Raw genomic sequence first — 16002 nt, forward strand, 5'->3', positions numbered from 1 at the left:
AGCCAGACATGAAATACACACTAACCCTGAGTGCTCTGGCGATGATGACCAGCGCCGCAATGGCCAATGAACAAACCATATATCAGTGGCCTAATGTATATCAAGGCGACAACACCAGCTTGCAACAGTTAACAAAAAGCAGCCATGAATACTGGCAAACGGTCAGTGGTCGAGAGCTTAAACAAGGTGTGGCTGTGCACGTAACCCAAGCCGACCACCTCATCCGCGTTGCGCCAAAAGCACGTTTTGACAGCGGCACTGTGATTAAACCGCAGCAGTTGAAAATGGATAAACTGCAACTGCGAGATGCAAAAACTAACGCCACACTGGCGCTAAAAAGTATAGCTGCACAGCAACAAATGCACCAAGCGGGCTTTAAAGATGGCAGTGTTGCCATTCAACTCAAAAATGTCAGTGCGCAGGGCAAACCGATGCTACAAAGTACTCAGCCACTGGGTGACGATGACCAATACTTAGTGCATGTGGTAGAGAAAGGTTCGCCCTATGCACTGAAAGCCCACGCCGATTTCAGGGTCGATGAACAACAGCGTTCTCTTGCTATGGATTTATCTATGGCGCAGCAGGGCAACGCTAGCAAGGCTGCCAACAATGTTTCGCTGCGCGTTCACAGCCCGGTGGATGAACAACTCTCTGCTCGGTACGCCAATGGTAAAGTGATTTTCAGCCAGCCGTTACAGCATGTAGGAGCGGCGCAAGGATTTTATGAAATAGAAGCCGACACCACAGTAAACATTAACGGCCAACAGGTTAAACGCACCATAAAACTGCCTTTTGTGTATAGTAAAGACACTATTACCATGAAAACCGCAAAAGTAAGTGCGCTCGGTAATAACCGTTTCCAAGCCAGCGTACCGGTGAATGTGAGTGATGAAGGCCGTTACGCTATTCGCGCTACGCTGCAAGGAATGGTAGCAGGTAAGGCAACCAAGCTGGCTACTGTCGAGGTCGCGAAAGCGATAAAAGGTGTTGATACCTTTACCCTGCCTTTCGATGTTGCCACAGCGGCAACGGGGCCATTCAAGTTGGTGGATGTTGAGTTAAGTGACCACACTCGGATGCTGAAATTCACCCCCACCCAGAAGTTTGTTAAAGGCCCGGTAGCCGGGTTTTAAGCGCACGATGATATGCACCCAATATCAGGCTTGGCTTGGTATTGGGTTTATCCTACCTACGCCTACAAGTACCTTGGGGTAGTTATTACCTTGGTTAATAATGAGTATCTAATTTCCTCATTCGCCAACGCTACAACACCATGATAACTTAAAGTTTTTCTTGTTGGTTGAATTCATGGCTTGGGTGTTGTTGACATTGTTAGCGGCCTTTTCGCAAAGCTGGCGCAACGCTCTGCAGAGCCAGCTGAGCTGCCATACCTCCAGCCTTGCGGTCACCCTTGCACGGTTTATCGTTGCCGGCCCACTCGCTGGTGTTTATCTTGTTGTGCTTTACCAAGTTCAACCAACCCAGCTGATCACCCCATCACCGACCTTACTCTACTACGTCGTTGGCGCAGCGCTTATGCAAATACTCGCCACCGCCTTGATTGTACGGTTATTCAAAATGAACAACTACGCTGTGGGCGCAGGGCTGGCAAAGAGCGAAGCCTTGGTCGCGGCTATTTTAGGTATGTTATTTTTTGGCTCAACGCTCTCGTTACTGGGCTGGTTTGGGGTTATTCTCGGCGCCATTGCGGTCATGCTGTTGTCGGGCCCAAGCTTGCGCGCTCTCAATGGGCCAACGGTGTTGCTGGGGCTGGCCTGTGGCGGTAGTTTCGCCCTCACCTCTTTATGGGTGCGCCAAGCGAGTCTCAGTTCAGGACTGACCTTTCCGCATAGTGCTGCTTGGGTTTTATTGTTTGTAATTACCCTGCAAACCCTCATTTTACTGGCCTATCTCGGCTATAAAGATCGGCCCGCATTATTAAGCTTATGGCGATATCGGCGGCTAACGGCTTGGATCAGCTTAACCAGCTGCATTGGCTCTATTGGCTGGTTTAGTGCGATGAGTTTAGAGCACGTCGCCTATGTAAAAACCTTGGGCCAAGTGGAGGTATTTTTCACCATGCTAATCTCCTATCTATGGCTCAAACAGCCAGTAAAACGCCGTGACAGCCTAGGCCTGCTGCTGATTGCTATAGCAGCAATTGCAGTGATGTGGGGATAACAGCGGGTTATATGTGTTTAAATATTTACTTTAGTCTTGCTCACGCTTATGCATAGTAGGTGCAATAGAGAAACAAAAACTTAAGGCAGGTAACAAGGGATTACTTAATAAACTTAGAGAAGTCAGGTTATAATAGCCGTTTACAAATCTTGCAGACCTTTGCCGGAATCAGTTTTGCTTTATCTACTAAAGCTTATGAGAGTTAAATGGAATCAGTATCTATCATAATGCCTGCCTACAACGTCGAAGACTATATTGAAGAGTCTATTAGGTCAGTTATAGAACAAACATATAGTAACTGGGAGCTAATCATCATCGATGATCGCTCAACAGACCAGACCATTAGTAAAGTGGAGCCTTTTTTAGCCGACAATAGGATAAAGCTGCTCGTAAATGAATGCAATTTGGGTGGAGCGGGGACTCGTAATCGAGGGATTGATATGGCTTCAGGAAGGTTTATCGCCTTTTTAGACTCAGATGATTTATGGAGTCCAGAAAAGCTAGAACAACAAGTTGATTTCATGCTTTCAAATGGATATCAATTTTGCTTCACTGGATATTCAAATATCAGTGAGACTGGTAAGTACTTAAACGAAGTTGAATGCCCTAAAAAAGTTAGCTTTAGTGATCTTCTTAAGTCTAACTATATAGGGTGTTTAACAGTGATGTATGACACAGCTAGGCTAGGCAAACAGAGTATGCCTCTGTATAGGAAGAGGCAAGACTATGCTCTGTGGCTTAAGTTGCTTAAATTAACTGGACAGGCATATGGACTGCAATCATCTCTTGCTCAATATAGAATCAGAGGTGGCTCTTTATCAAAGAGCAAAGTTGATGCCATCAAATTTTATTGGCAGATATTGAGAGATGTTGGAAAATGCTCAGTTGCTAAAAGCTCTTACAATCTTTTATGTTATTTAAGTATAGTGTGCGTAAAAAAATTTAGCCCCTCCATTTACAATAACTATTTTCTAAAATGAGCGTTTCTAAAAAGCCCCATATAATAATGACAGGCTGTTCCGGCTTTGTAGGAAACAACCTGCTAATGAAACTATGCGAGTCAGGCTATAAAATATCTACCCTTAACAGAAAGAAAAGTTTAGTCTCATTTCAACATAAAAGTGTATCTCATTATTACGCCGATGACTTCGCTATTGCCTTAGAAGATGCGCTAAAAAACTCTTCATGCGATGTTTTCATTCACCTCGCAGGAGCGGCTCATAAACCCGAGCTTACAGAGAGTGATTATTTAAAGGTCAATGTAGAGCTAACAAAATATTTGGCAAGAAAAGCTGCAATGCTTGGGTGTAAACGCTTTATTCAGCTTAGCTCTATAGGTGTTAATGGCTCATCATCTAGCACCCCTTTTACAGCCAGCGATATACCTGCCCCAAAAGAAAGCTACTCAAGATCAAAATATTTAGCCGAGCAAGAGATACAAGCTATTTGTGCTTCATCTGATATGGAATACGTTATAATTCGCCCGCCGTTAATTTATGGGCCTTTTGCTCCAGGAAACTTTCAAAAGCTAGTAAGATTAGTCAAGAAAACTCCTATTATTCCTATGGGAGGAATTGATAACCAGAGAAGCTTTGTATCCATTTATAATCTAGTTAGCTTTATCGAAGCTACTATAGAACACCCTAATGCGGCAAATGAAGTATTTTTAGTGAGTGACGAACAGGACATTAGCACATCAGACTTCGTAAATAAGATTATATCGTCCTATAAGCAACGCACTTTACTAATATCTTTGCCGTGGTCTATTTTACGCCCTGCTTTAAAGCTTATTGGAAAAGAAAAGGCTTTAGAAAAAATAACATCAAACGTTACGATAGAAATGAATAAATCCATATCTTTATTAGACTGGAAACCGCCTCTCACTATTGAGGAATCTCTTGAAAAGTCTGCTTTTCATGAATCAAATAAAATTTGATCACTAGTATCAAAAGTTTAAAAAAACACAAAACAAACAGAGAGTATAAAATTGATTCGAACTTTAGATTTCTTATTCGCCTTATTTGGGCTTATGTTATTTTCACCTATCCTACTTGTCATATATGTCATTGGTTTATTTGATACCGGCTCGCCACTTTTCTCGCAGGTCAGAGTTGGAAAGGATAAAAAAGAGTTTGTACTAGTAAAGTTCAGAACAATGACAGTCGACACGAAGTCTGTAGCCACCCACCTAGCTAGTTCTAATTCCATAACAAAACTGGGGAAGTTTCTTCGGAAATCAAAGCTCGATGAGCTTCCTCAGCTATGGAATGTTCTGAGAGGAGAAATGAGCATTGTAGGACCAAGACCAGGGTTATTTAGTCAAATTGAATTGACGGAAGAAAGGGAAAAATTAGATATTTACTCCGTTAGACCTGGTATAACTGGGTTAGCCCAAGTTAGCGAGATAGATATGTCAACTCCCAAACTACTAGCTACGACTGACAAGAAAATGATTGAATCCATGAGCTTAAAAAAATACTTCAAGTACATCTTTTTAACTGTGGTGGGTAACGGACAAGGCGATAGGGTGAAATAACACAATATTTATGGCTCAAGACGCATGTAGGTGAATGCCGAGCCAAAACATCTATGTCGACTACTTAATAAACGTACCCGATGTATCGAAGCCAAAGGTAGTCGACGTTATTGTGACATCGTCTTCATGACGCTCTGAATTATAGACGGTGATATCGGTATCACTCACTTCTATGCGGCTGATATTACTCGTCAGTGTAAAGTCGCCGATCGCTTCCAGGCTAGAATGTTTATACACAAACCCTTTCAAAACCAGTAGCTTATTCCCCGAGTGATACTTCACGAGCGCATAATCAACACCGTCTTTGTTGACGAAAGTGATACTCGGCGTGTGCCCTTGTATCCTGGCAGCCAAAAATGGCACCTTATTCTCATCGTAACTGAGAATATAAGTGTCTTGGGTCGGCAAGCAAATTCCTGATTTATCTTTATGGAGAAGCTTTACCTGAGTAAAATCCACATCGGCTTTGTTATTAACAACCTCAATAGGCTTAGTAACTTTGATAGCGAGGCAATCAGAAGCACTAACGAATTGGCTTAATAAAAGAAAAATAATCGAAGCGAAAAAGCGATAGCTCTTCATTGTTTAAATCTCCTGGTTTAACTTTAAAGGTGAGAGCAAGCATCTTCCCTTACTTGTTGTCGCTGCCCGCCTTTTCTGCATTCGCTTAGTTACGCTATTGAAGCTCAGCGATTAATTGAGAAAGCCTCTGTTGTATAGGCACCGCTTTTAGGCTCAAAATTGCTTATCTCATTTATTTAATAGCCATTGTATGTAGTAGTATTTTTGGGCACGGATAGAAAAGGAACCCCCCATGCAAGGAACTAAGCAGCTCACTTATATTACCCTTATCGTTATCCTCTTAACAATGTTCACTGCACAGGCTCATTCTGAAGAAAAAGAGCTAACTTCCATAACGGATAACCCAGGTTTTAAATACTTTAAATCCACCTTATTACAAGTTATCGAGCAAAGAAGACCTGAACTATCGGGGCAGCACCACTTTTATGTTGCTCACTACCGCGAAGGCAGCGAATACACTTATATGTTTTGGCAAGAAGCAAGGCTGATTTGGGTTTTACACCTAGGTACCCCAGAGGAATATGGTTGGATGTCAATGCTATTACCTAGTAGTGGCGAGTTACTGCATATCGATAAGGATGTCGTCGCCACTCGAGAGGAGGTGGGCGCAAGCACTTATATGGTAAGCCAAAAATGGATAAATGATAAAATTTTTAAGTGTGTGGTCGACGGTGATTTAATCACCGTCACCTACCCTTAGTTCGCCACCTTTAAGGTAATCACTCCAGCGATAATCAATAACACGCCGAAATAGCGCATTAATGATGAGCTATCGCCGTAGAAGAACACCCCAACCAAGAAGGTGCCTGCGGCGCCTATGCCTGTCCAAACCGCATAGGCTGTGCCAATGGGAATGGTCTTTTGCGCCAGCCAAAGTAAAAAGCCACTAACACCCATAAATACAATTGCCATGGCTATCCCTAACCAGCGCGTTTGTGGCTCCTGAGCCAGCTTTAACCCCACTGGCCAACCAATTTCAAATAACCCTGCGCAAATCAAATACAACCACGCCATTAAGAGGCTCCTTTAACTAACTTTACTTGGTACAGATCATCGCGACGATCCTTAAGGTTGCGCACTGTGCCTTCACTGTGGAGGATTTTCAACTTATCCATATCAAGATCAGAGAACAACAACATCTCAGTGTTAGGCGTGGCTTCGTTCAAGCAAGCATCATGAGGAAAAGAAAAATCCGATGGCGTTAATACCGCAGCTTGCGAGTACTGCACATCTAAGCTTTCCACTTCCGGTAAATTACCCACACTGCCTGCGATGACTACATAGCATTCATTTTCAATGGCGCGCGCTTGGGCACAATGGCGCACGCGTAAGTAGCTGTTTTTGGTATCAGTCCAAAAGGGTACAAAGAGAATATCCAATCCCTGCTCGGCAAGAATACGCGCCAGTTCGGGAAACTCTACGTCGTAGCAAATCTGAATTCCTACTCGTCCGGCATCAGTGTCAAATACCGCTATTTTATCACCACCTTGGATCACCCAGTCATTGGCCTCATGAGGTGTTATATGGATTTTGCGTTGTTCATCCACTTTACCACTGCGATGGCACAGGTAACTGACATTATAAATAGTGTCATTCTCAGCAACCGGCATTGAGCCGGTGATAATATTGGCGTTGTACTCCACCGCCATACGCGACATCGCATCAACGAGCGTGCTGGTATACTCAGCTAAAAAGCGAATCGCCTCGGTCTGGCTGCGATGTTCTTGTATGCCCATCAACGGCATATTGAAAAACTCAGGGAAGAGGATGAAATCACTTTGGTAATCGGAAACAGTATCGACAAAATACTCCACTTGCTTAAGCAGCTCATCGACACTTTCAACACTGCGCATCTGCCATTGCACCGCACCCACACGAACAATCGACTTGGTGCTTTCAATAACCGTATCCGTAGGCTCAAAGAGAATATTATTCCACTCCAATAAGGTGGCATAACCCACCGACTCTTCATCCTCTGGCAGGTACTTTTTTAACAGCCGCTTGACCTGAAAGTCGTTGGCAAGCTGAAAGCTGAGGATTGGGTCATACACCTCTTTCCTATCCACTTTTTCGATGTATTCCATAGGCGACATCTGGGCGCGATAGTTGTGATAGAGCGGTATACGACCTCCGGCTAAAATAGCCCTTAAATTATACTGCCGGCATAGCTCTTTACGCGCATCATACAAACGTCTTCCTAAACGCATGCCTCGGTGACTCGCGGCAATCGCCACATCTAAGCCGTACAATGCATCGCCATTAGGGTCGCTAAACACTCGGTCATGGCCATCGACGATATCATCATAAGTATGAGGGTTAGAGAAGCGCGCATAGTCAACCTGCACACTGAGGGCGATGCCTACTAACTGCTCATCATCAACAATGCCAATTTGCCCTTCGGGAAACTGGTCAATCAAACGGAAAATCGTGTGGCTAGGCCAAGCACCACCTAAATCGGGGTAAGCTTCGTCCATTAGTGTTTTAATCTGTGGGTATTGCTCTTTGGTCAGATTACAAATGGCTAAGCGGGTTTTTTCTACCGACATCATTCCCTCCCATGGGCACTGTAAAACTCTATTGTGGTGTTAGTGCAGGCAAAACAAAAGAGCCAATACACTTATTCGCGATGAAATGCGTAGCGATTAATGTTGGAAAACGCCATCATAATATCTCGTGCATAGTTAACTCTAGGATGTGCCAACGCGCCTTTGCGCCAGGCCAAATAAATATTGTTTTCCGGTCCTTCGGGGCCCAACTGCACCAAACGTCCGCTGCGAATATCGTCATGACACAAGTAGTCCGGCAACACCGAATAACCCACGCCGGTGCGCACAATCCCCGCCAGGGCACGAATATCAGGGCAGGTCGCTACGATTGGCGAGCGACAATGAGCTTTGAAAATCACATCAAAATATTCTCGAATAAGCGGTAGCTGAGCATCGTAGCTCACCACTGGCAAAGTGTTCAAAACGCTGGCATCGATTGGTGCTTGGGCAAGCGCATCGGCAAGCAAGCGGTGTGCAACCAGCATCAGCCTCTCACTATCGAGCACCTGATAGTCATAAACCTTGCTATCGGGTAATGAGGCGGTGATCGCTAAATCGGCATTGCCGCTGTCCAATGCCGAATAAATTTGCTCGCGGTTACCGGGCAAGATGGTGACCGTCACATTGCCCCCCTGCAATAGATTTGCTAGCTGCGCGGAGGCCACGTAACTAATGTATTCGGCGGGCCCGGCGAGGGTAATGGTTCCTTGCACATCGGTAGAGCGACTGCGCGTTGACGCCATTTTTTGTTCTATGGCATCGAAATGGCTGCCCAACTGGGCCGCCAACTCATGCGCTATGTTGGTCGGCTCAACCCCGCGATGACGGCGCGTAAAGAGCGATTTTCCCACGGCCGACTCCACCGTTTGAATATGCGCTGTCGCCGCCGGCTGTGATAGCCCCAGATTTTTCGCCGCTCGAGAGATATTCAAACAGCGATAGACTTCAACGAAGGTTCGTAATTGCACAAAGTAAGACATAAACTGATATCAGATATTTTATACCTAACCCAAATTAAACTGAATTCTGCTTATTATAGCCCTCCGCTATACTTGTCTCATCCTAAACTTGATTGGAGCAAGTATGCGTATCAGATCAATTACCACCCTAATCGCCACCGTGGCGACCTTACTAACCACGGCGACCGTTAGCGCCAATAGCAATGCAGAGCAAGTGCTGGTGCTGCTCTCTAGTGAAACGCACATGACCCTCGCCGATGGCAGTACCTATGAAACAGGGTATTACCTCAATGAATTTGGCGTACCCGCTGATAAGTTGCAAAAAGCGGGCTATGAGTTAGTGCTTGCAACACCGAAAGGGAACGCCCCACAAGTAGACGAAAACTCGGTCAAAGCCATGTACTTTGGGGGTAATGAACAAGAAATGGCACGTATTAAACAGGTCGTAGCGAACTTAGATGGCATTAACGACACCTTGAGCCTCACGCAAGTGATCGACAACGGCCTAGACCAGTACAGCGGTGTATTCATTCCTGGTGGCCACGCACCTTTGATAGATTTGGCCAATAACCCAGAAGTAGGCACCATTTTGGCGCACTTTCATCGTCAGCAGAAACCTACGGCGGCTATTTGCCACGGGCCTATCGCGCTGTTATCAGCACAGCAAAACCCCAGCGCTTACGAGCAAAAGATTGCCTCTGGGCAAAACGCGTCAGCCACAGACTGGCTCTATGATGGTTACCGTATGACTATTTTCTCAAATCCCGAGGAAGCCAGCTTTGAAGCCTCGTTGGCAGGTAAAAAACTACGTTATTATCCAGCCAAAGCCATGGCCCAAGCCGGTGGCGATATGAGCTTTGCCGACAAATGGCAACCTAATGTAGTGGTTGATAGAGAGCTGATCACCGCGCAAAACCCTTTTTCCGATAACAAACTTGCCGATGCACTTATTTCCGCATTGCGTCAACGTAGCCAGTAGGGTAGTAACACCATGTTAAACTTTGAATTTAAAAACACCACAGAGATCCTCTTTGGCGAAGGCCAAAGCAAGCTTATCGCCGAGCGCCTTAATAGCAATGACAAAATCTTATTGCTATACGGTGGCGGCTCGATTAAGAAAAACGGCGTTTATGACGATGTCGTCGCCGCCCTTGCCGGGTTCGAATTTGTTGAGTTCGCCGGAGTGGAACCTAACCCCACCTATGAAACTCTCAGTGAGGCTCTGCAAGTGGTCAAAGAGCAAGATATCAACTTTATTCTTGCCGTCGGCGGTGGCAGCGTGATCGATGGAGCGAAATATATTGCCGCAGCAGCGCACTATCCTGGCGACGGTTGGGATATTCTCGTTGAAGGGGCTGAGGTAACAAGCGCGCTGCCTATTGGCGCCGTGCTTACGCTGCCGGCCACGGGGTCGGAAAGTAACGGTAATTCGGTGGTTACCAAAAAGGCCACACAGCAAAAGCGCGCATTTGGCTCGCCTTTAGTGCAACCCCAATTTGCGGTGTTAGACCCAACTTACACCTATTCGCTGCCCACTCGACAAGTGGCTAATGGTGTGGTTGATGCCTTTGTCCATGTGATTGAACAGTACTTAACCTACCCGGTGAACGCGCCGCTGCAGGACCGTTTTGCCGAAGGCATTTTGTCGACTCTTATTGAGCAGGGCCCGCAAGCGCTAAGTACACCGCATGATTACGCTGTACGGGCTAATATCATGTGGTCAGCGACCATGGCACTTAATGGTTTAATTGGTAAAGGCGTGCCGCAAGATTGGGCCACGCACATGATAGGCCATGAGCTGACAGCGCTTTATAACCTCGACCACGCGCAAACTTTGGCCATTGTGCTACCGGCGCTGATGTTTGTGAAAAAAGAGCAAAAGCGTGAGAAAATCATGCAGCTAGGACGGCGAGTCTTCGCTTTAGAGAACGCCGATGAAGAGGCACTCATCGATGCCACCATCAAAGCGGTGCAAGATTTCTTCGAGCAGATGGGGGTGAAAACCCGCCTCAGTGATTACGGATTAGATAGCCAAGCGGCTAGCGAAGCAGCTGAGAACCTGCGTCGCAATGATTTGCATGAACTCGGCGAACACGGTGATATTACCCCTCAAGTTGCCCAGTCCATTCTCGAACTGGCACACTAAGGTGATAGGGCCGCCAAGCGGCCCTTACTTATCAATCTTGCTAGCTGTCCATCTGTGTCGGCATGACATGCACCTCACGCACATTCGCCCTAGCATCAGCGCTGATAGCATAGTAAACCGCGTCGGCAATATCGTCAGCGGCAAGCTTATCCGGTTTCGGTTCGTCGAAAAATGGCGTGTCCACCATGCCCGGGGTGATAGTGGTGCAACGCCCCTGCCACTGAGCCATTTCTAGCGCCAGGTTTTGACCAAAGCCATAGGCAAACCACTTACTCGCGCCATAAATAGACCCCTTCAATGGCATGCGCCCAGCAACCGAGCTAGTAAGAATGAATTGCCCTTGGGTTTTCCGCAAATGTGGCAAGCTGGCATGAGCGGTATATAGCAAGGCATTAATATTAATGTCTATCATCTTCTGCCATTGCTGTGGGTCGCCCTTTTCTGTGCCCGCTTTGCTCACTCCAGTACCGGCATTAGCAAAAGCCACATCCAAGCGCCCATAATGCATCACCGTACGCTCAACAACATCTTTAAGTGCATCATAATCGGTGGCATCACAGGCAAACGCTACGGCAAAGTCTTCGCCAAGCTCTTGTACCAACTGAGTAAGCTTATCCTCACTGCGGGCGGTCAATGCCACCTTATGCCCCTCAGCCACAAGTTTACGTGCCGTGGCTTCACCAATGCCGCTGGAAGCGCCAGTGATCAACACAATTTTCTCGCTCATACACTCTCCTTTTAATTAAACTGACCTTATAGACCTTGGGGGGTTACAGGCAAAAACAACCCACTTGTGCAAAAACCTTGGCTTTGCTAGCGTGTCGCAACCACCATTGCACTGCCATAACCATGCATTTTATCGCCCTAACCGCTGAATTGAACGACACCATTGCTGAGCTATTGCACCGCTTTAATGAGCTTAGCCAAGAGCAACAACACCTTGCCCGAGTGTTAGCCGCCATTTATAAACCGATTGAGTTGCATGCCCTGACACGCATTGTGCAGCATCCGGACATGGCTGCAATCGCGCACTTCAGCGACAAAACCTTGAAACATGCCATTACCGAGTTAAAAGCCTTAGAACTGGTGCAGCAAAGTCGCCACGGCGTGGTCATTAACCGTTTAGTCGCCAATTCACTGGTACGCAGCGCCATAGCTAAAAATCATTACTTGGCGATGCTGACCGCTGCCGAGACCGTGGTTCCGGTGTTGAGTAGTTACCAGTGGCAAGAGCAAACCGCCGATCAGCGTCGCCTTATTCGAGATATGTATTTCCTTGGTGAACACAAGCGGGTAATGGAGCTGTTGGCACTGCCTAAAAATCCACTACAACTTGATTGGCAACAAAGTCCGGCGCTGTGCGGCTTGGTGTTCTATCCCTTTAACCTTGATGAGTTCAAGACCCTGGATGCACGTTTACAGTATCAAGCCTTCGCCACCCTAATGGCAACACATCGGCAACAAGGCCAAAGCACGGCAGTACTAGTGCAGTACTTGCATCAAGCTTGTGTCGCAGTGCCGGACAACACCTGGCTACACAATCTAAAGGCGGAGCAATATCTATGGCGTGGCGATATCACTCAACTGGCGGCCCATATTAATCCGCAAGATACCGAGTTATATAGTTTATTACTGCAAGGCAGTGCTGCTTTTTTACAACAACAATTCGCAGCAGCGAAGCAGTTATTTGAACAGGCACTACAGGCCAAAAGTCGATATCAACGGCGAAAAAAGCAATACCTGGAAGGGATCTACGGCCTTTTTTACCAGCTCACCTTGCTCACTCTAGGCAGTGGCCAAGACCGCAGCCCCTTGCAGACCCTAGAGCAGCAACTGGATCACCAACAACAAGACAAGCAACGCAGCGAATTTGCACTGACTATCGAGTTGGTTTTAAGGCGCTTTATGCATCATCTCAAAGGCCGTGATAGTTACCGATTTCGCGCCGATTACTTGGGGTTCTGTCGCAAAGGGGAGTTGAATTATCAGCTTTATGTGGTGTTTGCGCTGGCAGCGTACCGCTGGAGTTCGCAATCACCGGAGCCGTGGTTATTAGCGCTCAAAGACCCAGCTCAACGCTTCTTCGAACATAGCCAATGCCAGCTATTTGGCGCATTTTTACAGCAGTTTGACGGCTTATCTACCGACGTTCCCATCAACATTGCGCATTTACTCCGAAGCCAAGAAAGCTGGGATATTGCCCTTGAACAGCTGCTTGCGCTTGATACTCAAACTGACAACACACGCGATGAAGACACTCGGTTAGTATGGCAATTAACCTCTGAGCGTTTTGCAGCAACGCTCAAACCAAAACAACAAAAACGCAGTAAACATGGTTGGAGTAAAGGCAAAGCCGTGTCGTTACAGCGCCTGCATAAAGAGCCTCAGAGCTTTAACCTGAGCCACCAAGACCAGGCTATCTGCGCCCAAATCGACGTGCGCACCGGCCATGACTTCTACCGCAGCAAAGAATACCATTTACCCCTTGCCAGCGCCCTACCCTGTGCCGTTGGCGCCGACAATATTGTTGATGAGCAAGGCCATGCTTTGGAGCTGGTGCAGCGCGAGCCTAGCCTCCGCATCGTCACCCATGGCGATGAGCTTAGCCTCAGTATCGCCCAGTTGCCCACCCAGATTTATCAGGCAGAGCCGCCACTTACCTCGGTACGTATGCCTCGCCCTGGGGTGTGTGAGTTCACTATTTTTCAGCAACAGCATCTGCAAGTGGTTAATATCGTTGGCGAAGCGGGGCTCACCATACCCAGTCACGCGAAAGCAAAAGCACTGCAAAGCATCCGCGCTATTGCGCCATTGATAAACATCGAGTCAGACATCGATGGCATCGGCGAAGCACTCATACAAACAGCACCCGCTGCTGAATTAGTGATCAATATTACCCCTTTGGCGTCGGGGTTAAAGTTCGACTGCGTAGTGATGCCTTTTGGCGAGCATGGCCCGACCATGAAGCCGGGGGTGGGCAGCCGCAATGTCAGTGCTCATATTCACGGCAAGCGTATTGCTCTACAGCGCGATCTCGCCTACGAACAACGTTTGCTCGAGCAACTCGATGAGCATTGCAGTGATTTCCAGGCCATGAGCGACACCAGCTTGTCACAACCCGATTGGCAACCTGCGCTGGTCACTTTAGAGCAATTGCAATTGGCGTTAGCCAACCAACACCCTGATTTACCGCTCAAGCTGCGTTGGCCGCGAGGAAAAGCTATTACCCTAACACAGCCACTAAAAAGTGAGCATTTACAACTCAGTATCAGCCAAAAAAATGAGTGGTTTGATATTACCGGCAGCGCCACATTGGACGATGGCAAGGTGCTGGAGTGGCAAGCTTTGATCACCGCTTTCGCCACCAGTGGGGGGCGCTTTATTACCTTGGAAGATAATCGTATTGTGGCGCTCAGCGAGCAGCTCAAACAGCAGCTCGAAGTGCTCAGCGGGGCGGCAGATCAGGGCTTATATCACCCGCTAACCAGCCGCTTAATTCGCGACCATACCACGGGTATGCGCATGCAAACTGTGCCTGGCTGGGAGCAATTAGATCGCCGCATGCGTGAAGCCAATACGTTACAGCCGCCACTCCCCAGCACCTTTCAAGCACATTTACGCGATTATCAATTGCAAGGTTTTGACTGGGCCATGCGTCTCGCCCACTGGGGTGCGGGAGGATGTTTAGCCGATGATATGGGCTTAGGCAAAACGGTGCAGGCTTTGGCGGTATTAGTTGCCCGCGCCGGGGATGGCCCAGCGTTGATCATTGCCCCTACCTCGGTGTGCTTTAATTGGCAGCAAGAGGCGCAGCACTTCGCTCCGACCTTAACGCTAACACAATTCTCAGAACTAAAAGATCACCAGAGAAGAGCGCAGAAAGTGCAGGCGCTTGGCGCCGGCGATGGTTTAGTGATCAGCTACCAGCAACTACAGCGTCATATTGAGTTACTTGAGCCCATCCGCTGGCATAGCATTATTGCCGACGAAGCTCAGGCGTTAAAAAACCCGCTGGCTAAACGCACTCGCGCTGCGTACGCCCTAAAAGGCGAATTTAAACTGATCACCACAGGCACCCCCATTGAGAACAACCTCACCGAACTGTGGAGTTTGTTTCGCTTTATTAATCCTGGTTTGCTGGGCAACTTAAAACGCTTTAGTCGCCGCTTTACCCACGTCATTGAGAATGCCGAGCAGGAGCCGGCCAAGGCCTTAAAGGCACGCCGGGCGCTCAAGGAACTGATCAAACCTTTTATGCTACGCCGCTTAAAGTCGCAAGTTTTGCAGGAGCTGCCGCAAAAGACTGAAATTAACCAGTTAGTCCCATTGAGCGACGAAGAACAGCATTTTTATGAAGCGCTGCGCCAGCAGGCCCTTGAGCAACTGCAACAACTAGAGCAACTCGATAATCCCGGTGAACAACGCATCCAAATGTTGGCGCAGTTGACTAAGTTGCGTCAGGCCAGTTGTCACCCACAATTAGCAATGCCACAAAGCACCTTAACCAGTAGTAAACTCGAAGCCCTTGATGAACTACTACAGGAGCTACTTGAGAATAATCATAAAGCACTTATTTTTAGCCAATTTGTCGGTCATTTGCGGTTATTGGAAGCGCATATTAAGCGCCGTGGCATCGCCTATCAATATCTAGACGGCAGCACCCCAGCCGCTGCGCGCAAAGCACGTATTGAGGCCTTCCAGCAAGGCCAAGGGGAAGTGTTCTTAATTAGCCTTAAAGCCGGTGGCTCAGGCTTGAACCTCACGGCGGCCGACTATGTTATTCATATGGATCCTTGGTGGAACCCAGCGGTGGAGCAACAGGCTTCTGATCGCGTTCACCGTATGGGGCAAACACGACCAGTAACCATCTACCGACTCATTGCCAAAGGCACCATTGAAGAAAGGATTCTCGCCCTGCATCAGCACAAGCGCGAATTAGCCGACACCTTACTCAGTGATTTTGATAGCACTGCACAGCTCAGTGTCAGCGAGATGATGGCTATGCTTAAAGACACCTTTTAACTCTGTACCACAACAAGCACAAAAGCCCGC

14 protein-coding genes are annotated in these 16002 nt (G+C 47.4%); 9 read left to right on the forward strand and 5 right to left on the reverse strand.

The annotated features are described in order from the left end of the window. Positions 1-8 precede the first annotated feature (8 nt). From FIU82_RS14480 to FIU82_RS14500, 5 genes are all read left to right on the forward strand, one after another. Complete coding sequence (locus FIU82_RS14480) at positions 9-1133, forward strand: DUF4785 domain-containing protein (protein WP_152441364.1); 1125 nt, start codon at positions 9-11, stop codon at positions 1131-1133. A gap of 175 nt (positions 1134-1308) precedes the next feature. After that, on the forward strand, positions 1309-2181 hold the full coding sequence (locus tag FIU82_RS14485; RefSeq protein WP_152441365.1) for a DMT family transporter: 873 nt from the start codon (positions 1309-1311) through the stop codon (positions 2179-2181). A gap of 206 nt (positions 2182-2387) precedes the next feature. After that, on the forward strand, positions 2388-3161 hold the full coding sequence (locus FIU82_RS14490) for a glycosyltransferase family 2 protein (RefSeq protein ID WP_152441366.1): 774 nt from the start codon (positions 2388-2390) through the stop codon (positions 3159-3161). Between the two features lie 65 nt (positions 3162-3226). Then, positions 3227-4117 carry an NAD-dependent epimerase/dehydratase family protein gene (locus FIU82_RS14495; protein WP_216651815.1) on the forward strand — a complete coding sequence of 297 codons (891 nt, stop codon included), beginning with the start codon at positions 3227-3229 and terminating at the stop codon, positions 4115-4117. A gap of 51 nt (positions 4118-4168) precedes the next feature. Beyond that, positions 4169-4717: a sugar transferase gene (locus tag FIU82_RS14500; RefSeq protein ID WP_045979385.1), complete on the forward strand. Its 549-nt coding sequence runs from the start codon at positions 4169-4171 to the stop codon at positions 4715-4717. A gap of 60 nt (positions 4718-4777) precedes the next feature. Here the strand turns inward: FIU82_RS14500 and FIU82_RS14505 are convergent, their stop codons facing one another. Next, on the reverse strand, positions 4778-5299 hold the full coding sequence (locus FIU82_RS14505) for a hypothetical protein (protein WP_152441368.1): 522 nt from the start codon (positions 5297-5299) through the stop codon (positions 4778-4780). A 232-nt stretch (positions 5300-5531) separates the two neighbouring features. Here FIU82_RS14505 and FIU82_RS14510 point away from each other — a divergent pair, with 232 nt between their 5' ends. Further along, positions 5532-5999, forward strand: coding sequence for a hypothetical protein (locus FIU82_RS14510; RefSeq protein ID WP_152441369.1), 468 nt, complete (start codon positions 5532-5534; stop codon positions 5997-5999). Here FIU82_RS14510 and FIU82_RS14515 read toward each other — a convergent pair. From FIU82_RS14515 to FIU82_RS14525, 3 genes are all read right to left on the reverse strand, one after another. Further along, the gene (locus FIU82_RS14515; protein WP_022945006.1) at positions 5996-6313 is read right to left on the reverse strand and encodes a multidrug efflux SMR transporter; all 318 of its coding nucleotides are present in this window, start codon (positions 6311-6313) and stop codon (positions 5996-5998) included. The genes FIU82_RS14510 and FIU82_RS14515 overlap by 4 nt on opposite strands. After that, positions 6313-7845 (reverse strand): carbon-nitrogen hydrolase family protein, encoded by a 1533-nt coding sequence (locus tag FIU82_RS14520; RefSeq protein ID WP_045979388.1) that lies wholly within the window; start codon positions 7843-7845, stop codon positions 6313-6315. The genes FIU82_RS14515 and FIU82_RS14520 overlap by 1 nt, the downstream gene beginning before the upstream one ends. Positions 7846-7916: 71 nt before the next feature. Beyond that, positions 7917-8825 carry a LysR family transcriptional regulator gene (locus tag FIU82_RS14525; RefSeq protein ID WP_045979389.1) on the reverse strand — a complete coding sequence of 303 codons (909 nt, stop codon included), beginning with the start codon at positions 8823-8825 and terminating at the stop codon, positions 7917-7919. 103 nt (positions 8826-8928) lie between these two features. Between FIU82_RS14525 and FIU82_RS14530 the strand changes: the two genes are divergently transcribed. Continuing rightward, positions 8929-9783, forward strand: a complete 855-nt coding sequence (locus FIU82_RS14530; RefSeq protein WP_152441370.1) for a type 1 glutamine amidotransferase domain-containing protein — start codon at positions 8929-8931, stop codon at positions 9781-9783. Between the two features lie 12 nt (positions 9784-9795). Then, on the forward strand, positions 9796-10950 hold the full coding sequence (locus FIU82_RS14535; RefSeq protein WP_152441371.1) for an iron-containing alcohol dehydrogenase: 1155 nt from the start codon (positions 9796-9798) through the stop codon (positions 10948-10950). Between the two features lie 40 nt (positions 10951-10990). On the opposite strand, the gene FIU82_RS14540 is transcribed toward FIU82_RS14535, so the two are convergent. Continuing rightward, positions 10991-11677 (reverse strand): SDR family oxidoreductase, encoded by a 687-nt coding sequence (locus FIU82_RS14540; protein ID WP_045979392.1) that lies wholly within the window; start codon positions 11675-11677, stop codon positions 10991-10993. A gap of 122 nt (positions 11678-11799) precedes the next feature. On the opposite strand from FIU82_RS14540, the gene FIU82_RS14545 reads away from it, so the two are divergent. Further along, the gene (locus FIU82_RS14545; protein WP_152441372.1) at positions 11800-15972 is read left to right on the forward strand and encodes a DEAD/DEAH box helicase; all 4173 of its coding nucleotides are present in this window, start codon (positions 11800-11802) and stop codon (positions 15970-15972) included. Positions 15973-16002: the final 30 nt, after the last annotated feature.

The organism is Pseudoalteromonas sp. THAF3 (assembly GCF_009363775.1).
Classification (GTDB): domain Bacteria; phylum Pseudomonadota; class Gammaproteobacteria; order Enterobacterales; family Alteromonadaceae; genus Pseudoalteromonas; species Pseudoalteromonas ruthenica.